This window comes from Lysobacter panacisoli (genome assembly GCF_009765165.1).
Lineage (GTDB): Bacteria > Pseudomonadota > Gammaproteobacteria > Xanthomonadales > Xanthomonadaceae > Lysobacter_J > Lysobacter_J panacisoli.
Window position 1 is genome coordinate 2,521,561 of the sequence record NZ_VLNU01000001.1, and the last position, 19,833, is coordinate 2,541,393.

A 19,833-nucleotide genomic window follows, 5' to 3' on the forward strand; every position below is an offset into this window, starting at 1 on the left:
GGCGGCCGGCGTCAGGCGCCGAGGGACTCGGGAAGCAGGGCGTCGACGAAGGCGTCCGCGTCGAACACGCGCAGGTCTTCCGGACGTTCGCCGATGCCTGCGTAGCGGATAGGGATGCCGAACTCGCGCGCCAGCGCGAACACCACGCCGCCCTTCGCAGTGCCATCGAGCTTGGTGACGACCAGTCCGGTCACGCCCACCGCGGCATGGAACTGGCGCAGCTGCGACAGCGCGTTCTGGCCAGTGGTGCCGTCGATCACCATCAACACTTCATGCGGCGCGGTCGGATCGAGCTTCTGCAGCACGCGCTTGATCTTGCCCAGTTCGGCCATCAGGCCCTGCTGCGTGTGCAGGCGTCCGGCGGTGTCGGCGATCAGCACCTGGGTGCCGCGCGCCTTGGCCGCCTGCAACGCATCGAACGCGACCGATGCGGCATCGGCGTTCTGTCCCTGCGCGACCACGGGCACGCCGTTACGGTCGCCCCAGGCCTGCAACTGCGCGACGGCGGCGGCGCGGAAGGTGTCGCCGGCGGCGAGCATCAGCGGACGTTCTTCGTCCTTGAAGCGCTTGGCCAGCTTGCCGATGGTGGTGGTCTTGCCGACGCCGTTGACGCCGACGGTGAGCAGGACGAAAGGCTTTGCATCGGTGTCGATATGCAGTGGCTGCGCGACCGGGCGCAGCATCGCCAGCAATTCCGAACGCAATGCGGAAAGCAGCGCACCGGCATCGGCGAACTCGCGCGCCTTCATGCGCGCGCGCAGCGATTCGACCAGCTGCGACGTCGCGGTGACGCCGACGTCGGCGGTGATCAGTGCGGTCTCGATCTCGTCGAGCAGGTCGTCGTCCAGGCGCGGATGGCGCGAGAACAGACCGCTGAAGCTGCGTGCGAACGTGCTGCCGCGCAGGCGTTCGCGCCAGCCGGTCTTGCCGGCGGAAGCCGGTGCGGTCTCGGTCGCGACGACGGGAGACGTGGCAGCCGGCGCGACCGGTTCGACGTCCAGCGCGGCGGCGATCACCTCGGCCGGGATGGGCTCGAGCTCGGCGGCGGGCGTCGCCGGCGCGGGTTCGATCACCGGCTCGATGCGGGCGGTGTCGGCTTCGGGATGCGGGAACGCGGCGGCGAGTTCCTCGACGCTGTAGTGCTCTTCGGCGCTCCCGGGCTTGGCCGATTCGGCCGGGGACTGGGGTTTCTTGCGACGGAAAAAGCTGAGCATCGAGGCGTCGTGGGGGAATGCGCGAGAATGCGCACATGCTAGCACCGGCCCCCACGCGACCCCGATGAACAAACCGACCCGAGGCCGGCCGCAGCCGGCTGCCACGCGTGCGGTCGGGAAGGTCCGCCTGATCGGCGGCCGCTGGCGCGGCACGCGCCTGGACGTTCCCGACCTGCCGGGTCTGCGTCCGACCTCTGACCGCGTGCGCGAAACCCTGTTCAACTGGCTGATGCCGGTGTTGCCCGGCGCGCGCGTGTTGGACCTGTTCGCCGGCAGCGGCGCGCTTGGGCTGGAAGCGGTCTCGCGCGGCGCGGCGTCGGCGGTGCTGGTCGAACGCGATCCCGCGCTGGTCGCCGCCCTTCGCGCACTGACGGCGCGCCTGCAGGGAGGTGAGGCCGCGACCGTCGTCCACGCCGACGCGCAGGCATGGCTGTCGACACCGGCCGCGACCGGCTTCGACATCGCCTTCGTCGATCCGCCGTTCGCGCAGGGTCTCTGGGATGTGGTGCTGCCGCGCATGGCGACGGCGCTGACGCCACGGGGATGGCTGTACGTCGAGGCACCTCTGGAGGCCGCGATCTCGCTGCCGGCGGAATGGGCCCTGCACCGCGAAGGCCGCACCCGCGAGGTGCGCTACGCGCTGTACCGCCGGGCCGGCGCGGCCGCTGCTACACTGCCGGCCTCGCCGGGCGGCCCTGACTCCGGCGCAAGTGCCTGATCCCAGAATGACCGTGGCCCGCAACCGAATCGCCGTCTACCCCGGCACCTTCGATCCGATCACCAACGGCCACATCGACCTGGTCGACCGCGCCGCCCCGCTGTTCGAACGCCTGATCATCGGCGTGGCCGAGAGCCCGGGCAAAGGCCCGGCGCTGCCGCTGGAGCTGCGCGTGGAACTGGCCCGCCAGGCCGTCGCCCACCACTCCCACGTGGAAGTACGCGGCTTCGACTGCCTGCTCGCGCACTTCGTCGACAAGGTCGGCGCTGGCGTGCTGCTGCGCGGCCTGCGCGCGGTCTCGGACTTCGAATACGAGTTCCAGCTGGCCAGCATGAACCGCCACCTGATCCCGGAAGTGGAGACGCTGTTTCTCACCCCCGCAGAACAGTACGGCTTCATTTCCTCCTCGCTGGTGCGCGAGATCGCCCGCCTCGGCGGCGACGTCTCTGGCTTCGTGCCGCCGGCGGTCGCAGCCGCGTTGCAGGCGCAATGGCAACGCAACCCACGTTGATCCGGCCAGGCTGGATCGAATGCTTCACCAACCTCTCAACCGATAACACCAAGGGGAACCCGATGAAGACCACCACCCGCCTGATGCTGATCGCCTGCCTGTCGCTGCCCGTGCTGGCCGCGTGCAGCAAGCAGGACGACAAGACCGCCGCCGTTGCCCAGGCGCCGCTGGCCGCGCCGACCACCAACGACGGCAACGCGTGGGACACGTACCTGACGCAGGTCGTCAACCGCCACATCGAAGGCGCGACCAGCGTCTACCTGTACACGCTGCCGGATCCGGCCGGTGCCGACTTCCAGGGTAACTACGACCGCCAGCTCGAGAAGGCGCAGGGCGACGTCGCCCGCGGTGGCGTCGAAGGCACGCTGCTGGCCTACGGCTCGCAGAACTCGGCCAAGTCGGCCGACCTGGCCGTCGCTTCGTTCGCCCAGGCCCAGCCGGGCATGATGAAGGGCGTGCGCGTGATGTTCATCGGTGCGCAGGCCGACAGCGATCGCGTCAAGGCCGCCGTCGAGCCGTCGGGCGCCAAGTACGAGTTCATCGAAGCCAAGTGATCTCCCCTGCATGGTCGCCTGGCGACCATGCCCGGACGGAGTGACGCAACGGGTCCGCATCGCGGGCCCGTTGCCTTTTGCGGGGTTCGCGACAGGACACTGTGTCCGCGCAGCCCGGGCTGGATCGCGCCGCGGCATGCGACAATGCAACCATGTCGCTCAAGATCAACGAGCTGTGCGTCAACTGCGACGTCTGCGAACCGGCCTGCCCGAACCAGGCGATCTCGCAGGGCGAGACGATCTACGTCATCGACCCGGCGCGCTGTACCGAATGCGTCGGCCATTTCGATGAACCGCAGTGCGTGGTCGTCTGTCCGGTCGAGTGCATCGACCCCGACGCGGACCATCCCGAAACCCACGAACAGCTGCTGGCCAAGCTGGCTCGGCTGCAGCAGGAGAGCACCTGATGCGAATGACGTTGCGTGCGCTGGCGATCGCCGGCGCGATGACCGCGAGCCTGCTGATCAGCGCAACGTTCCCGCTCCAGGCGGCACCGAAATCCCAGTCCGCCAATGCGCGGCCGCCGGGCGCGGCGATCGCCTCCGCGCACGCGCTGGCGACCGACGCCGGCATGCAGATGATCCGCCAGGGCGGCAACGCCTTCGACGCTGCGGTCGCGGTGTCGGCGACGCTCGCCGTGGTCGAGCCGATCAGCTCCGGCATCGGTGGCGGCGGATTCTTCCTGCTGCACGATGCGAAGAGCGGCAAGGACGTGTTCGTCGATGCGCGCGAAACCGCGCCGGCTTCGGCGACGCCGCAGGCGTTCCTCGATGCGAACGGCCAGCTCGATAACGACCGCGCCACCAACGGCCCGTGGTCGGCCGGCATTCCCGGCCTCCCCGCCGCGCTCGTGCACGTCTCGTCGAAGTACGGCCGGTTGCCGCTGAAGACCACGCTGGCGCCGGCGATCCGCATCGCGCGCGAAGGCTTCGAAGTGTACCCGCGCCTCGAACGCGGCTACGCCAGTCGTCGCGAGGTGATGGAACGCTATCGCGGCACGCGCGAAGTATTCCTTGCCGACGGCACGCCGCCGAAGGCGGGCGAGATCCTGAAACAGCCCGACCTGGCGCGCACGCTGGAACTGCTGGCGGACAAGGGTTTCGATGGCTTCTACAAGGGCGAAATCGCGCGCAAGCTGCTCGACGCCGTGAAGGAAGAAGGCGGCCAGTGGCGCGCCGAGGAACTGAGCGGCTATCGCGTCAAGGAGCGCGAACCGCTGCGCCTGCGTTACCGCGGCTGGGACATCACCACCGCACCGCCGCCGTCGTCGGGTGGCGTGGCGATCGCGCAGATGCTGCAGATGCTGTCGGGCTGGGATCTGGCGAAGCTCGATGAAGCGCAGCGCACGCATCTGATCGCGGAGTCCATGCGACGCGCGTTCCGCGATCGCACGATCTACCTGGGCGATCCGGATTTCGTGAAGATGCCGGTCGCGCGACTGACCAGCGCCGACTACGCCGCCGGCCAGCGTTCGAGCATCCACCCGACGAAGGCTACGCCCAGCGATCTGCTGCCGGGCGAGCCGGCGCCGCTGGAGGACGACGAGACCACGCACTTCTCCATCCTCGACGCCGAAGGCAATCGCGTCTCGACGACGCAGACGGTGAACCTGCTGTACGGATCGGGGCTGGTCGCGCCGGGCACGGGCGTGCTGCTCAACGACGAAATGGACGACTTCGCGCTGCGTCCCGGCACGCCCAACGCGTTCGGCGTGATGGGATTCGCCGCCAACGCACCTGCGGCGGGCAAGCGCATGCTCAGTTCGATGACGCCCAGTTTCATCGAATCCAAGGATGAACTGGCCGTGCTCGGCGCGCCCGGCGGCAGCCGCATCATCACCGAAGTGCTGATCGGCATCCTCGCCTACGACGACGGCCTGAGCGCGCAGCAGGTCGCCGCCAAGCCGCGCATCCACCACCAGTGGATGCCCGACGTGATCACCGCCGAACAGGGCGCGCTGTCGCCGGAAACCGTCAAGGCACTGGAAGCGATGGGCCACAAGGTCAACGCGGGCGAGCGGACCTGGGGCAACCTGCAGACGGTGTCCTGGAACAAGCGGACGAACACGCTGGAAGGCGGTACCGATCCGCGCAATCCGGTCGGCAAGGCGGATGTGCTGGTGAAGCCGTGAGCGCTCCGCATCTCGCATCACGTGACTGGGCTGTCATCCCCGCGAAGGCGGGGATCCAACGGTCCGGCTATCACGCTCTCCGGAAAGCAGGATTACGACGGTGACGTGGATTCCCGCCTTCGCGGGAATGACAACGGAAAGAGGGCGCCGCACCCACGGGTCATTCGAGATTCCATATCCGCGGCGCTAGAATTCGGTAGTTCGCATTCCACGGTGATGCCATGAAACTCTGGTCCATCCTTGGCAACAGCCAGAAGCTCGACGGCGGCGCGATGTTCGGCAACGCGCCGCGCGCGATGTGGGCGAAGTGGTCCGCGCCGGACGACGAGAACCGCATCGCGCTGGCCTGCCGCGCGCTGCTCGCCAGCCCGCTCAACGGCAAGACCGTGTTGTTCGAGGCCGGCATCGGTGCATTCTTCGAACCGAAGCTGCGCGAACGTTACGGCGTGGTCGAAGACCGCCACGTGCTGGTCGATTCGCTCGCCGCCGCGGGCTTCAAGCCCGAAGACATCGACGTCGTCGTGCTCTCGCACCTGCATTTCGACCACGCGGGCGGGCTGCTCGCGTCGTGGGCGGAAGGGCAGGGGCCGTCGCTGCTGTTCCCCAACGCCACCTACGTCGTCGGTCGTCGCCATTACGAGCGTGCGCTGCAGCCGCATCCGCGCGACCGCGCCAGCTTCATCCCCGAGCTGCCCGCGCTGCTCGAAGGCAGCGGTCGCCTGGAACTGGTCGATGGCGATTACTCGAAGACACTCGGCAACACCGTGCGTTTCCATTACAGCGACGGCCACACGCCGGGACTGATGCTGTCGGAGATCGTCGGTCCGGAACTCGTCGATGGCGAGGCGCACGGCGGCGTGGTGTTCTGCGCGGACCTGATTCCCGGTCGGCCGTGGGTGCATGTGCCGATCACGATGGGCTACGACCGCAACGCGGAACTGCTGATCGACGAGAAGAAGGCGTTCCTCTCCGACAAGCTGCGCCGCAACGTGCATCTGTTCTTCACCCACGATCCGCAGTGTGCGCTGGCGCAGGTCGTGCAGGATGAAAAGGGCAAGTTCGGCACCGCGCACGAAGTGCCGGAGCTGCAGGCGAGGGCACTGGCTGCATGAAGTGGCGGCGGGCGGCCTTTGCGCTGTCGCTGTCCTGCGTGCTGTCGGCGACGGCGGCGTTTGCGCAGACGGGCGTGGACGATGCGCCGATGGATGCGCCAAAGCCGGGCAAGGCGCTGCGTGATCGCGACTTCGGCGTAAGCACGCGGCAGTTCGGGCTGGAACGCCGGGTCGAGATGTACCAGTGGCGCGCCGATGGCGATGGCTACACGCGCGTATGGCATTCGGTGCCGATCGACTCCAAGGGCTTCGATGCGCAGCACCGCAACCCGTCGAAGCTGCCGCTGGAAGGTCGGCGCTGGTGGGCGCAGGACGCGACGCTCGACGGTCGCGTCATCGACCCGGCCGTGCTGCGCACGCTGGGCCAGTGGCGCGTGTTCCGTCCGAACTTCTCGCGCCTGCCGGCGAACCTCGCCGCCTCGTTCCAGCCCGAGGGCGACGGCTTGGGCAGCGCCGAGAATCCCCTCGACCCGCAGGTCGGCGACCTGCGCATCCATTGGCGCGAACTGCACCTGCCACCGCTGGACGACAAGGTCGAACTGCGCGGGGATCGTTGGCAGCTCACACCGGCCGCCGCGGCGCAGGCGCTCAGCGCGGAGCGCGCATCGACGGTGGTCGAGCTGGCCCAGGACCAGGACCGTCAGTTGCTCCCCTGGCTGCTGGGCGCCGCGGCGATACTGGTCGGCGTCGGCCTGCTCTGGCGCCGCCTGCGCCGCCGCCGCGTCGCGCACTGACACGCTCCTGCCGCCACTCACACGCTGCTGACATGTCCTGTCAGCACCGTGTCCGATACTGGCGTTTCCCTGAAGACGGAGCTTCGACGTGACCCTTCTCGCCTCTTGCCATTGCGGTGCCACGAAGATCCAGGCCGCGGAGATTCCCACCGCCGCCAAGGAATGCAATTGCTCGTTCTGTGCGCGCACCGGTGCGGTGTGGGCCTACTTCGCGCCGGGCGAACTCCAGTTCGTGTCGCAGGACGAAGATCGCACCTATTCCGCCCGCGGCATGAACTTCCACCATTTCTGCGGCCGCTGCGGCATGCACACCTGGGGCGACTCGCCCGACTGGAGCTCGGCCTACAACGCCGACGGCAGCCCGAAGGAAGGCGTCCAGCCCGGCTCGATGCCGACGCAGCGCATCTATGCGGTGAACCTGCGCCTGGTCGACGACCTCGACTGGTCGAAGATCGCCATCGAGAAGATGGACGGGCGCAACAACTGGTGAGTGCCGCGGTGCGCGGCGCGGGCTCAGCGCTCGTGCCGCGTCCCGAAGATCTTGTCGCCCGCGTCGCCCAGGCCCGGCAGGATGTAGCCGACTTCGTTGAGGCGCTCGTCGATCGAGGCGGTGTAGACCTCGACGTCGGGATGTTTCGCCTCGAGCACACGCAGGCCCTCCGGCGCGGCGACCAGGAACAGTCCCTTGATGCGTTTGCAGCCCGCGGCCTTGAGCATGTCCACCGTCGCGACCAGCGTACCGCCGGTGGCGAGCATGGGGTCGAGGATGATCGCCGTGCGCTCGTCCATGCGCCCGGTCAGCTTCTCGTAATAGCCCACTGGCTGCAGGCTCTTCTCGTCGCGCTGCAGGCCGACCACGCCGACCTTCGCCGCGGGGATCAGCTCCAGCACGCCCGGCAGCATGCCCAGGCCGGCGCGCAGGATCGGCACCAGCGTGACCTTGGCGCCCTTGATGCGGCGCGTCGTTACCGGACCGGCCCAGCCCTGGACCACGTATTCCTCGGTCTCTAGGTCGGCGGTGGCTTCGTAGGTCAGCAGCGTCGCGACCTCGGAGGCGAGTTCGCGGAATTCCTTGGTGCTGATGTCGCCCATGCGCATCAGGCCGAGTTTGTGCTGCACCAGCGGGTGGCGGACTTCGACGATCTTCATGGCACGGCTTCGCGCGACGGGACGCGCGAAGTGTGCCTGAAAGGCGGCCGGAGCGCCGGCCGCCTCTCTCACAGCACCGCTCAGAACGAATAGCGTGCGATCAACTGGAACACCGGGCCGGAGGATTCGCTTTCCAGTTCGTACTCGTCGTAATCGCGATCGAGCTGGTCGGCGGCGTTGTCGAACTTGTCGAAGGCCTCGTCCTTTGAGGCGTCGAGCAGGTTCGAGCCGGTCAGGCGCAGCGACATGCTGTCGCCGAAGCGCTTCTCGACGAACACCTCCAGGTCGCCGTCGTAGTGCGTCGTGACTTCCTCGGCGAGGATGCGCGAGTACGCATCGCCCTGGCGACGGTAGCTCGCGCCGAACGACATGCCCCATGCACGGATGTCGTGGATGAAGCCGACGTTGTAGACGTACTTGGCCTGATTGTTGAAGCGACGCTCGCCGAAGGCATCGTCGACCGAGCTGTCGAGCCACGAGTAGTTCACGAACAGGCCGGTGTCCGGAAGGCCCAGTGCGGTCAGCGGCGTGGACAGGTCGAACTCGATGCCGTAGACGTGGCCGTCGCCGACGTTGCGCGCGGTGTAGACGAAACTGTCCGGATCGAATTCCGGGAAGCCCGGCGTGGTCTCGTCCGCGCCCGGGTTTTCGTCGAGGAACTCCTCGACTTCGTCGTCGTAGTCGTCCAGCGCGGTGGCGCTCGGCTCGCCGGTATTGACGACCTCGATCAGGTCCTTCACGTCGCGGTAGAACACGTTGACGCCGAACACGCCGCGCGCACCGAGGCGGCGCTCGTAACCGAAATCCACGCCCCAGGCGCGCTCCGGATCGAGCTGCGGATTGCCGGTGAAGTCGTTGTCGCCGAACTCTTCCTCCAGCGTCAGCGGCAGCACCTGGTCGAAGTTGGGGCGACGCACGGTGCGGCCCACGGACAACAGCAGGCGATCCTGCTCGGTGAAGTCCCACTTCATGTGCGCCGACGGCAGCAGCACGGCGTAGTCGTTGCTGGCCTTGGTGTCGTCGGCGGCGACGTCGACGTCGGTCGATTCGTAGCGCAAGCCGGCTTCCCATGCGAGCGTGCCGCTGGTGCCGGAGAACATCAGGTACGGGTCGATGCGGCGTTCGTCGATGCGGCTCGTCGCACGCTCGAACTCCTCGTAAGGCGGCAGCGATTCCCCTTCTTCGTCGATGTCGACTTCGCTGGTCGCCAGCGATGTATCGCGCTGCTTGCCCATGAAATCGACGCCGAACTCGAAAGCGCTCGCGCCCCAGGTGCGCTTGTGCGCGAGCTTGAACGTGGCCTCGTCGTCGCGCGTACCGGTGACCGTGCGCGTGCCTTCGCGCTCGTCGAACGAGGGCGGCGTGTCCTCGTCGTCGTAGTTGTCCTGCTCTTCGGTCGAGGTGGTGTCGTCGTCGAAGCGGGCGTAGTCCAGGTCGAGCTCGGTGCGGCCGCCCGCCATGTCGAACACGTACTCCGCGCCCAGCGACCAGTTGTCCTGGTCAATGTCCTCGCGCTGGTCGTTGACCGAGAGCAAGTTGGTGCGGCTGGCGCTGGAAGGATCGTTGTATTCCAGAGAATGCTCGGTCTCGGTGCGGTCGGTGCGCACGTAGAAGCCGTCGAGCGAGAGGCGTCCGGTGCCGATGTCGCGGGTGTAGGACAGGTTGGCGGAGTAGTCATCGCCATCGCGCGTGTCGTCCTGGTCCTCGCGGTCGACGAAATCGCCGCCGGGTTCCTCGAAGCGATCGCTGCGCTTCTTCTTCGGGTTGTAGCGGCCCTGCACGTTGAAACCGCCGAGCAGCCGGCCTTCGCCGACCTGTCCGCTGGCCACCGCGCCGTAGGTCGGCTTGTATTCGCCATCGTCGAAACGCAGCGCGCCGGCGCGCACGTACTTGCCGTCGAACTCGTAAGCGTCGCGCAGGACGATGTTGAGCGCGCCGGCAACGGCATCGCCGGAACGGTTGGCGCTGGTGCTGCGCACGATCTCGATGCGCTCGACCAGCTCGGCCGGGATGCGGTCAACGAAGAACGAACGATCGTTGCCCGCGCCCGGCACTTTCTTGCCGTTGATCAGGATCTGTGTGTAGCCCGGGTCCAGGCCGCGCAGCTGCGCGCCGTCGTACTCGAGCACGTCCGACACGAACGCCACGCTGGGCACGCGCTTGAGCATGTCGCCGACGGTCAGCGGCTCGAAGCGCTGGAAGTACTCCAGGTCGTACGACAGCACCGGCGCAGTGGCATCGGTGCGGTTGCGGTAGGCGATGTCCGCCTGCACCACGACCGAGTCGAGCTGCTTCGGGTCGGGCGAGGCCACAGGTGCGGCTTCATTGGCGATCGCGGCGAAGCTGATCGGCGCGAGCAGCGCGCAGCACAAGGCCCGCGACATCGCCGCGGCCAGCAGGTTCGGTTTCATTCGGTTGCATCCCCATGCAAGACAAGCGGCGTTTTCTACGCACCTCGCATGGCGGAAACATGACAGGCGCACATGGTCGCGATGACACGCAACCGTCACACTGCGCGCGTACAAATCCGCGCTTTGCGCCATCTCCAGGGGAATCCATGTCGTTGCGTCTGGCCGTGCTTGCCTTCGTGTCCTGCCTTGCCGCGTGCACCACCACCGCGCCGATCGCCCCCGGCGATCGCGAGCCCGACGAAACGATGGAGGTGGATCCGTTGCTGAGCGCGTCTGGCGTCGCCTATCGCGAGATCGCCGAGGCGTTCATCACGCCGGCCACTCCGGCCGACAACATCGACTCGCCGGCGAGCTGGCGCACGCGCGACGGCCAGCGCTGGCTGATCGCCACCGGCAAGGCCAGCGACGTGCTGGTCGTGTACGACGGCGACACCGGCAAGCGGTTGCGTACCGTCGGCGGCCCGGGTACGGCGCTGGGCCAGTTGCAGCGCCCCAACGGCATCTCGGTGATCGACGACTACGTGCTGGTGGTCGAACGCGACAACCACCGCGTGCAGATGTTCCAGTTGCCCGACTTCAAGCCGCTGCTCGCGTTCGGCGGCGACGACCTGAAGCAGCCGTACGGCCTGTGGGTGCGTGCGCAGAAGGACAGCTACGAGGTGATCGTCAGCGACAACTACATGTCGCCGCAGAATGAAGACCTGCCCCCGCCGCTGGCCGAACTCGACCAGCGCTTCAAGCGCTACCAGCTGCGCCGTGTGCCGAGTGGCTGGGGCGCGCGGCTGATGGAAACCTTCGGCGATACCACGCAGGACGGTGCGATCCGCATCGCCGAATCGGTGTTCGGCGACATCGCGCACGATCGCCTGCTGCTGGCCGAGGAAGACGTCGCGACCGGCACGCGCCTGCGCGAGTACGGGCTCGATGGCCGCTATCGCGGGCGCGACATCGGTGCGGACCTGTTCAAGGCGCAGGCCGAGGGCATGGCGCTGATGCGTTGCGAGGGCGGGGCGGGGTACTGGATCGCCACGGACCAGTTCAAGGACCGCAGCGTGTTCCATGTATTCGACCGCGTGACGCTGCGCCACCTGGGCGCGTTCGCGGGCAGGAAGACCGCCAATACCGATGGCGTGTGGCTCGACCAGAGCGCCGATGCGCGCTTCCCGCAGGGTGTGTTCTACGCGGTCGACGACGACCAGGCAGTGGCGGCGTTCGACTGGCGCGACATCGCGACGGCGCTGTCGCTACCGGCCTGCCGCGCCGGTTAAGCCCGCCCCCTCTCCCTGACGCTGCATGCCTGTCCCTCCCTCCAGGGGAGGGACGGTGGGAGAGGACAACGCGCGCAGCGTGTCGGGAGAGGGGAGGACGTCAGGCGGCCGCGGCCTGCTGCGCGCGCGGGCCTTCCTTCAGTGCGCGGCCGACCATCGACACCAGCAGGTCGATCTCGTCGCTGGCGATGGTGAAAGTGGGAGTGAAGCGCAGCGAGTTCACGCCGCCGTGGATCACGCCGACGCCGTGCTCGCGCAGCCACTCCTCGGTGGAGTTCGTGCCGTAGCACTTGAACTGCGGCGACAGCTCGCACGAGAACAGCAGGCCGGTGCCCTGCACCTTGGTGATCATGCCGCCGAGCTCGGCTTTCAGCTTCTCCAGCTTCTCGATCGCCTCGGCGCCGCGCGTGCGGATGTTCTCGCGCAGGGCCGGCGTGACCTGGGCCAGCACCGCGCATGCGACATCGAGCGCGCGCGGATTGGTGGTCATCGTGTTGCCGTACAGGCCCTTCTTGTACAGGCGCGCGGCGTTCGCGCTCACGGCGAGCACCGACAGCGGGTACTGGCCGGCGTTGAGCGCCTTGGAGTAGGTCTCCATGTCCGGCGGATCGAGCTGCTCGAAACCGGGGTAGTCGATGATCGACAGCACGCCGTGTGCGCGCAGGCCGGCCTGGATCGAGTCCACCAGCAGCAGCGCGCCGTGCGCGCGGGTGAGGTCGCGCGCGGCGGCGTAGAACGCCGGCGGCACGCTGCGGCCCGGATCGCCTTCGCCCATCACCGGCTCCAGGAACATCGCCTCGATGAACCAGCCGTTCGCATCGGCGTCGGCGAAGACCTGCTTGAGCGCGTCGATGTCGTAGGGCTCGACGGTGAGCAGGGTGTCCTCGCCGCGGAAGCTGGCCAGGTGCTGCATGTAGGTCTTGCGCGAGGAATCCGAATACAGCGCGGGGCGCTCGGTGCGGCCGTGGAAGCTGCCCTTCACGACGACGCGCTTGATGGCGCGGCCGGCATGGCGGCCGCCGGCGTCGGTCATCAACTTGGTGTTGGCGTCGGCGATGCGCGCGGCGAGCGAGACGGACTCTGAGCCTGAGTTGAGGCAGAAGAACTTGTCGTACGGACAGCCGCCGCGTCCGGCGCCGATGGCGGCACGGATCGCGCGGTCGAAGCGCAGCTGCGAGGTCGCCGGGGTCATGATGTTGGCCATCGCCTGCGGCTTGGCCATCGCGGCGATCACCGCCTTGGGTGTGTGGCCGAAGCCGAGCATGCCGTAGCCGCCGGAGTCGTGCAGGACCGCGCCCTTCAGTGTGACCACCCACGGACCTCGCGCGGCGAGCGCGAGGTACGGGTTCACCGCGTCGTCGGGATAGAAGTTCACGTAGCCGCCCTGGACGGCCTGGATCTGCGCGTCCTCGTCGAGGTCGAGCAGCTCGGGGAATTCTTCCTTCACCCGCTGGTACTCCTGCTCGGCAGCCTCGATGGCTTCGATCAGGTCGGCATGGCTGGCGGCGAAGCGGGCGACGGTGGCGTCGTCCAGTCCCGGGGTGCGGCGCTGGCCGCGGTGGGCGCGCAGGGCGGCGAGACGGTCGATGACGGCCATGAGGTCCTCCAGGGAATCGCGATCCCACCTATTATCGGGATTAAACCGTCGATAGACAGTTCGTATTTGTACGAAATACCTGATAATTTCGTCGATTCGACGAAATAGATGCCCGTAATGAAGATCACCGATGCCGACCAGCTGCTGCTTTCGGTCCTGCGCGAGAACGCCCGCGCCTCGACCGCGGAGATCGCGCGCCGGCTCAAGCTCTCGCGCACCACGGTCCACAGCCGCATCGAGCGGCTGGAGCGGGAAGGGGTGATCGACGGCTACACGGTGCGCGTCCACGATGAGGCCGAGCGCGGCCACATCCGCGCCCACATCATGATCACCGTGCTGCCCAAGCAGATGCCGTCGGTGGTGGCGGCCCTGCACGCGATGCCCGAAGTGCGCGCGCTGCACTCGGTCAGCGGCACGTTCGACCTGATGGCGCTGGGCGTGGTGCCGACGGTGCGCGAGATGGACGAGCTGACCGACCGCATCGGCGCCATCGACGGCGTGGAGCGGACGACGTCGGCGATCATCCTGTCGGCGAAGTTCGAGCGGTGACGGGTGGGCGTCTCGGACGCCCCCCTCTCCCTGGCCGCCTTCGGCGGCCTGTCCCTCTCCCACAAGGGGAGAGGGAATACGCGCCTTTCCCTTCTCCCCTTGCGGGAGAAGGTGGCGCGAAGCGCCGGAAGAGGGGCGCTCCACCCGAACCTCTTACAATGGCCGGCTCTGCCGTCCATCCCCCTCCCGGCCCTGCCTTGAAGAAGTCCGATTTCCACTACGACCTGCCGCCCGAGCTGATCGCCCAGGCGCCGTTGCCCGAGCGTTCGGCGAGCCGCCTGCTGGTGGTGCCGCCGGCGACGGAGGAGGTCGCCGACCGTGGCTTCGAGGACCGCGTCTTCCACGAACTCCCGGAGCTGCTGGCCCCGGGCGATCTGCTGGTGTTCAACGACACTCGGGTGATCCCGGCCCGCCTTTACGGCCAGAAGACCAGCGGCGGTCGGGTCGAGATCCTGATCGAACGCCTGCTCGGTGGCGCCGAGGTGCGCGCGCAGCTCGGCGTGAGCAAGTCGCCCAAGCCCGGCGCGCGGATCCTGCTCGATGCCGGCGGCGAAGCCGAAGTGCTGGGCCGCGATGGCGAGTTCTACCGGCTGCGTTTCGAGGTGCCGGAGTCGTTGGAAAAATGGCTGCTCAAGGCCGGTCGCCTGCCGCTGCCGCCGTACATCCAGCGCGAGGCGGGCCACGACGACGACACGCGCTACCAGACCGTGTTCGCGCGCGAGGTCGGCGCGGTCGCCGCGCCGACCGCGGGACTGCATTTCGACCAGCCGCTGCTCGATGCGCTCAAGGCGCGTGGCGTGCAGTTCGGCCACGTCACCCTGCATGTCGGCGCGGGCACGTTCCAGCCGGTGCGCGTGGACGAACTCGACCAGCACGTGATGCACAGCGAATGGCTCAACGTCGGCGCGGGCCTGATCGAACAGATCCAGCGCACCCGCGCGGCCGGTGGCCGCGTGATCGCCGTGGGCACCACGGTCGTGCGCGCTCTGGAAAGCGCGATGCGCGACGGCCACCTGCAGCCGTACGCGGGCGAGACGCGTTTGTTCATCCTGCCGGGTTACCGCATCCGTTCGGTCGATGCGCTGATCACCAACTTCCACCTGCCCGAGAGCACCTTGCTGATGCTTGTTTCCGCCTTCTCCGGCAAGGCGCGCGTGTTCGCCGCGTACGACCACGCGATCGCGCAGCGCTACCGCTTCTTCTCCTACGGCGACGCGATGCTGCTGTTCCCGTCTCCGACGGAGGACGCGCGATGAGCGGATCGTCGAACAGCGGGCCGTCGAACAGCAGGATGTCGTTCGAACTGCTGCGCACCGACGGCGCTGCGCGCCGCGGCCGCCTGACCTTCCCACGCGGCACCGTGGAAACGCCGACCTTCATGCCGGTGGGCACGTACGGCTCGGTCAAGGGCGTGATGCCGGAACAGGTCCGCGAGCTCGGCGCGCAGATGATCCTGGGCAACACCTTCCACCTTTACCTGCGACCCGGCCTGGACGTGATCGGCGACCACGGCGGCCTGCACGGCTTCACCCGCTGGGACGGACCGATCCTCACCGACTCGGGCGGTTTCCAGGTGTTCTCGCTGGCGCACAAGCGCAAGATCACCGAGCAGGGCGTGACGTTCGCCGCGCCGACCGATGGCAGCAAGGTGTTCCTCGGTCCCGAGGAAAGCATGCGCATCCAGAAGGTCCTGGACTCGGACGTGGTGATGATCTTCGACGAGTGCACGCCGTATCCGGCGACGGAGGACGTCGCGCGCCGCTCGATGGAACTGAGCCTGCGCTGGGCCGAGCGCTCGAAGAGGGCGCACGAGGGCAACGACGCGGCGCTGTTCGGCATCGTCCAGGGCGGCGTGCATCCGGCATTGCGCACGCGTTCGGCCGCGGCACTGCAGGACATCGGCTTCGACGGTTACGCCATCGGCGGCCTCGCCGTGGGCGAGCCGGAGGCCGAACGCAACCACATGCTCGAGCACACCTGTCCGCAGCTGCCGGCCGATCGCCCGCGCTACCTGATGGGCGTGGGCCGTCCGGAGGACCTGGTCGAGGGCGTGGCGCGCGGCATCGACATGTTCGACTGCGTGATGCCGACCCGGAATGCGCGCAACGGGCATTACTTCACCTCGTTCGGCACGGTGCGGGTGCGCAACGCCAAGTACGAGCGCGACCTGCGCCCGATCGAGGAAGGCTGCGACTGCTACGCCTGCAGCAACGGCTTCACCCGCAGCTACCTGCGCCACCTGGACCGCTGCAACGAGATGCTCGCGCCGATGCTGGGCACCCTGCACAACCTGCGCTACTACCAGCGGCTGATGGCGCAGATGCGCGAGGCGATCGCGCAGGGAACCTTTGCCGCCTTCCGCGAGTCCTTCTACGCCGCACGCGCCGTCGACCCGGCCACCTGACCGGGCGTACGGCCGCCAGAGGGGCCTCGTGGCCCTGCCGCTGGAGCGCCGCCCGGTCCCGGACCGGGGCGGGCGCGGCCCCGTGGCATAATCCCCCGCTATTTTTCGATCCAGGACGAACGACATGAACCTGCTTGACCTCGTGATCTCTCCCGCCTTCGCCCAGGCCCAGGGCCAGTCCGGCGCCGGCGGCCTCGGCATGTCGCTGCTGTTCCCGATCCTGCTGCTGGGCGTCATGTACTTCCTGATGATCCGCCCGCAGATGAAGCGCCAGAAGGAACACCGTTCGATGCTCGAGAAGCTCTCCAAGGGCGACGAGGTGCTGACCAACGGCGGCATCGCCGGCGTGGTGAGCGACATCGGCGAGAACTTCATCACGGTCGAGATCGCCGACAACGTGCGCATCCGCGTGCAGAAGGGCGCGATCGCCAACGTGCTGCCCAAGGGCACCTTGAAGTCGGCCTGAGCCGTCGCAAGAAGAATCGATGCAACGGCGGCCGGGGAGCCGCCGCAGGGGACATGAGGCTTTAGATGCTGACCTACGCGCGCTGGAAATATTTCGTCATCCTGCTGGTGCTGGTGCTGAGCACGCTGTATGCGTTGCCCAACATCTTCCCGCAGGACCCATCGGTGCAGGTCACCGGCAACCGTGGCAGCCAGGTCGACGAGGCGCTGCGTACGCGGGTCGCCGACACGCTGTCCAAGGCCGGTGTTTCGCCGAAGGCCGTCGAGCTCGACCAGGGCAACCTGCTGGTCCGGCTCAACGATCCCGACCAGCAGATCAAGGCCAACGACGCGCTGCGCGACCAGCTGGGCAGCGACTACGTGGTCGCGCTCAACCTGGCCTCGACCGTCCCCGCCTGGCTCGAAAAGATCGGAGCGCGCCCGATGTACCTGGGCCTGGACCTCCAGGGTGGCGTGCACTTCCTGATGCAGGTCGACCAGAAGGCCGCGCTGGACAAGCGCATGGACGCCACCGCCGAGGACGTGCGCGTGGTGCTGCGCGACGGTCGCCTGCGCTATGAGTCGGTCGAACGTCGCGCCAGCAACAGCATCGTCGCGATCGTGGCCAATGCCGGCGACGCCGAGAAGGCCCGCCAGCTCATCGCCCGCAGCCAGCCGAACCTGCTGCTCGACGTGCAGGGCAACACGGTCTCGGTGCAGGTGCCGGAAGCGGAACTGCAGCGCATGGCGGTGGAAGCCATCGAGCAGAACGTCGGCACGCTGCGTAACCGCATCAACGCACTCGGCGTGTCCGAGCCGATCATCCAGCGCCAGGGCAACGATCGCATCGTCGTGCAGCTGCCGGGCGTACAGGACACCGCGCAGGCCAAGCGCATCCTCGGCGCCACCGCGACGCTGGAGTACCGCGGCGTGGTCGAGAACGTGAACCCCTACGACGCCGTCGCCTCGGGCAACGTGCCGCCGGAAGGCCGCATCTACTACCGCAAGCAGCTCGGCCCGGACGGCAAGCCCATGCCGATCGTGCTCAACAAGCGCGTGATCGCCTCCGGCGACCAGCTGGTCGGCGCGACCTCGATGATGGACCAGCAGACCGGTACGCCGGCCGTGTCGGTGCGCCTCAACGGCGTCGGCGGCCAGCGCATGTTCGACTACACCACCGAGCACGTCGGCAAGCCGATGGCCGTGGTCTACATCGAGCGCATCCCGGAAGTGCGCATCGTCGACGGCAAGGAAGTGCGCACCACCAAGGTCAACGAGGAAGTGATCTCGGTGGCCAACATCAACGGCGTGTTCGGCAAGGAATTCCAGACCACCGGCCTGGACAGCCCGAAGGAAGCCGCCGACCTGGCGCTGCTGCTGCGTTCGGGTTCGCTGGCCGCGCCGATGGATTTCATCGAGGAACGCATCGTCGGCCCGAGCCTGGGTCGCGAGAACATCGAGCGCGGCCTGACCGCGGTGATGTACTCGTTCGCCTTCGCGCTGATCTTCTTCCTGTTCTACTACCGTGTGTTCGGCATCATCACCTGCCTGGCGCTGCTGCTGAACATGCTGATGCTGATCGCGGTGATGTCGCTGACCGGCGCCACGCTGACCCTGCCGGGCCTGGCGGGTATCGCGCTCACCGTGGGCATGTCCGTGGACGCCAACGTGCTCATCAACGAACGAATCCGCGAGGAGTTGCGACTGGGGTTGCCGCCGCAGACCGCGATCGCCGAGGGCTACGAGCGCGCGTCCGGCACGATCGCCGACGCCAACCTCACCGCCATCCTCGCCGGCGTCGCGCTGTTCGCGTTCGGTACCGGTCCGGTGAAGGGCTTCGCGGTCTCGCTGATCGTGGGTATCGCCACCTCGATGTACACCGCGGTCGGCGTCTCGCGCGCCATCGCCACACTGATCTACGGCGGTCGCCGCAAGATCAAGTCGATCTGGATCTGACGGGAAGCACCACACCATGAAACCGTTCAACGTCTTCCCGTACGACAGCAACATCAACTTCATCCGCCTGCGCTGGCTGTCGCTGGGCATCGCCCTGGCGATGCTGCTGGTCGCCATCGGCGCGATGGCCGTCAATGGCTTCAACTTCGCGCTGGACTTCACCGGCGGCGCCGTCACCGAGATGCGCTTCCAGAAGCCCGTGGACGTCGACGACGTCCGCGACCGCCTGGAGCAGGCCGGCTACGGCAACGCACAGGTGCAGACCTTCGGCAGCGGCAACGACCTGCTGATCCGCCTGCAGCCCAAGGAAGCCGCCGAAGGCGCCAGCCAGAAGGGCGACACCACCGCCAGCGACGTGCAGCGCGCGCTCGCGTTCGAGGGCAACCCGGGCACGGTGCTGCGCAGCGAAGTGGTCGGTCCGCAGGTCGGCAAGGACCTGGCGATCAACGGCCTGTGGGCGTTGATCTTCGTGGTCGCCGGCTTCCTGATCTACATCTCGTTCCGCTTCGAGAAGAAGTTCGCGGTGGCGGCAGTGTTGACCACGCTGCACGACGTCGTCGTCGTGACCGGCTGGTTCGCGCTGAGCGGCCACGAGTTCGACCTGACCGTGCTGGCCGGCGTGCTGTCGGTGATGGGCTTCTCGATCAACGACACCATCGTGGTGTTCGACCGCGTGCGCGAGAACTTCCGTTCGATGCGCGCCACGCCGGAAGAGATCCTCAACAAGTCGATCAACCAGACGCTGTCGCGTACGGTCATCACCTCGTTCGTGGCGTTCCTGACCGTGTTCGCCCTGTACCTGTACGGCGGTGGTTCGCTGCAGGGCATGGCCGAGTCGCAGATGATCGGCATCATCATCGGTACGCTGTCGTCGATCTTCGTCGCGTGCCCGCTGCTGACCCTGGGCTTCCTGAAGGTCACCAAGACGGACCTGATGCCGAAGGCGAAGGACGAGGCCGCGCTGGCCCGTCGCCCGTAATCGGCGACAACGTCGTTCCCGGAAAAGGCCGCGCACTGCGCGGCCTTTTTCTTTGGGCGTGGATCGACGGCAGCAGTGCCGAGGGCCCCGTTCACTTTTTGA

General features: G+C 67.7%; 19 protein-coding genes. 15 read left to right on the forward strand and 4 right to left on the reverse strand.

Annotated features, from left to right (window positions below):
• Positions 1-11: 11 nt before the first annotated feature.
• Positions 12-1,214, reverse strand: a complete 1,203-nt coding sequence (gene ftsY, locus FOF45_RS11825) for a signal recognition particle-docking protein FtsY (RefSeq protein WP_158985098.1) — start codon at positions 1,212-1,214, stop codon at positions 12-14.
• A 64-nt stretch (positions 1,215-1,278) separates the two neighbouring features.
• On the opposite strand from ftsY, the gene rsmD reads away from it, so the two are divergent.
• The 8 genes from rsmD to FOF45_RS11865 all read left to right on the forward strand — a co-directional run bounded on the left by rsmD (position 1,279) and on the right by FOF45_RS11865 (position 7,464).
• Positions 1,279-1,932 carry a 16S rRNA (guanine(966)-N(2))-methyltransferase RsmD gene (gene rsmD / locus FOF45_RS11830; protein WP_158985100.1) on the forward strand — a complete coding sequence of 218 codons (654 nt, stop codon included), beginning with the start codon at positions 1,279-1,281 and terminating at the stop codon, positions 1,930-1,932.
• Positions 1,933-1,939: 7 nt separating this feature from the next.
• Positions 1,940-2,443 carry a pantetheine-phosphate adenylyltransferase gene (gene coaD / locus FOF45_RS11835; protein ID WP_158985102.1) on the forward strand — a complete coding sequence of 168 codons (504 nt, stop codon included), beginning with the start codon at positions 1,940-1,942 and terminating at the stop codon, positions 2,441-2,443.
• Positions 2,444-2,505: 62 nt separating this feature from the next.
• A complete protein-coding gene (locus FOF45_RS11840) occupies positions 2,506-2,997 on the forward strand; it encodes a hypothetical protein (protein ID WP_158985104.1) in 492 nt (163 codons plus the stop codon).
• Positions 2,998-3,149: 152 nt separating this feature from the next.
• On the forward strand, positions 3,150-3,404 hold the full coding sequence (locus FOF45_RS11845) for a YfhL family 4Fe-4S dicluster ferredoxin (protein WP_158985106.1): 255 nt from the start codon (positions 3,150-3,152) through the stop codon (positions 3,402-3,404).
• A complete protein-coding gene (gene ggt, locus FOF45_RS11850; RefSeq protein WP_158985108.1) occupies positions 3,404-5,128 on the forward strand; it encodes a gamma-glutamyltransferase in 1,725 nt (574 codons plus the stop codon). Before FOF45_RS11845 ends, ggt begins: the two co-directional genes overlap by 1 nt.
• Before the next feature lie 221 nt (positions 5,129-5,349).
• Positions 5,350-6,240 (forward strand): MBL fold metallo-hydrolase, encoded by an 891-nt coding sequence (locus FOF45_RS11855; protein WP_158985110.1) that lies wholly within the window; start codon positions 5,350-5,352, stop codon positions 6,238-6,240.
• Positions 6,237-6,974: a TMEM43 family protein gene (locus FOF45_RS11860; protein ID WP_158985112.1), complete on the forward strand. Its 738-nt coding sequence runs from the start codon at positions 6,237-6,239 to the stop codon at positions 6,972-6,974. Before FOF45_RS11855 ends, FOF45_RS11860 begins: the two co-directional genes overlap by 4 nt.
• An 88-nt stretch (positions 6,975-7,062) precedes the next feature.
• Positions 7,063-7,464: a GFA family protein gene (locus tag FOF45_RS11865; RefSeq protein ID WP_158985114.1), complete on the forward strand. Its 402-nt coding sequence runs from the start codon at positions 7,063-7,065 to the stop codon at positions 7,462-7,464.
• Positions 7,465-7,487: 23 nt separating this feature from the next.
• Here the strand turns inward: FOF45_RS11865 and upp are convergent, their stop codons facing one another.
• Entirely contained in the window at positions 7,488-8,123 is a 636-nt protein-coding gene (gene upp, locus FOF45_RS11870) for a uracil phosphoribosyltransferase (protein WP_158985116.1), read from the reverse strand.
• Positions 8,124-8,203: 80 nt separating this feature from the next.
• The gene (locus tag FOF45_RS11875; RefSeq protein WP_158985118.1) at positions 8,204-10,534 is read right to left on the reverse strand and encodes a TonB-dependent receptor plug domain-containing protein; all 2,331 of its coding nucleotides are present in this window, start codon (positions 10,532-10,534) and stop codon (positions 8,204-8,206) included.
• 146 nt (positions 10,535-10,680) lie between these two features.
• Here FOF45_RS11875 and FOF45_RS11880 point away from each other — a divergent pair, with 146 nt between their 5' ends.
• Complete coding sequence (locus FOF45_RS11880) at positions 10,681-11,802, forward strand: phytase (RefSeq protein WP_158985120.1); 1,122 nt, start codon at positions 10,681-10,683, stop codon at positions 11,800-11,802.
• A 100-nt stretch (positions 11,803-11,902) separates the two neighbouring features.
• On the opposite strand, the gene FOF45_RS11885 is transcribed toward FOF45_RS11880, so the two are convergent.
• Positions 11,903-13,399 carry an aminotransferase class III-fold pyridoxal phosphate-dependent enzyme gene (locus FOF45_RS11885; protein ID WP_158985122.1) on the reverse strand — a complete coding sequence of 499 codons (1,497 nt, stop codon included), beginning with the start codon at positions 13,397-13,399 and terminating at the stop codon, positions 11,903-11,905.
• Positions 13,400-13,516: 117 nt separating this feature from the next.
• Between FOF45_RS11885 and FOF45_RS11890 the strand changes: the two genes are divergently transcribed.
• The 6 genes from FOF45_RS11890 to secF all read left to right on the forward strand — a co-directional run bounded on the left by FOF45_RS11890 (position 13,517) and on the right by secF (position 19,731).
• Positions 13,517-13,948, forward strand: a complete 432-nt coding sequence (locus FOF45_RS11890; protein WP_158985124.1) for an Lrp/AsnC family transcriptional regulator — start codon at positions 13,517-13,519, stop codon at positions 13,946-13,948.
• 158 nt (positions 13,949-14,106) lie between these two features.
• Positions 14,107-15,204, forward strand: a complete 1,098-nt coding sequence (queA, locus tag FOF45_RS11895) for a tRNA preQ1(34) S-adenosylmethionine ribosyltransferase-isomerase QueA (protein WP_158985126.1) — start codon at positions 14,107-14,109, stop codon at positions 15,202-15,204.
• A complete protein-coding gene (gene tgt, locus FOF45_RS11900; RefSeq protein WP_158985128.1) occupies positions 15,201-16,352 on the forward strand; it encodes a tRNA guanosine(34) transglycosylase Tgt in 1,152 nt (383 codons plus the stop codon). The genes queA and tgt overlap by 4 nt, the downstream gene beginning before the upstream one ends.
• A 124-nt stretch (positions 16,353-16,476) precedes the next feature.
• Positions 16,477-16,818, forward strand: a complete 342-nt coding sequence (yajC, locus tag FOF45_RS11905) for a preprotein translocase subunit YajC (RefSeq protein WP_158985130.1) — start codon at positions 16,477-16,479, stop codon at positions 16,816-16,818.
• Positions 16,819-16,883: 65 nt separating this feature from the next.
• Positions 16,884-18,752 carry a protein translocase subunit SecD gene (gene secD, locus FOF45_RS11910; protein WP_158985132.1) on the forward strand — a complete coding sequence of 623 codons (1,869 nt, stop codon included), beginning with the start codon at positions 16,884-16,886 and terminating at the stop codon, positions 18,750-18,752.
• 16 nt (positions 18,753-18,768) lie between these two features.
• Positions 18,769-19,731 carry a protein translocase subunit SecF gene (gene secF, locus FOF45_RS11915; protein ID WP_158985134.1) on the forward strand — a complete coding sequence of 321 codons (963 nt, stop codon included), beginning with the start codon at positions 18,769-18,771 and terminating at the stop codon, positions 19,729-19,731.
• Positions 19,732-19,833: the final 102 nt, after the last annotated feature.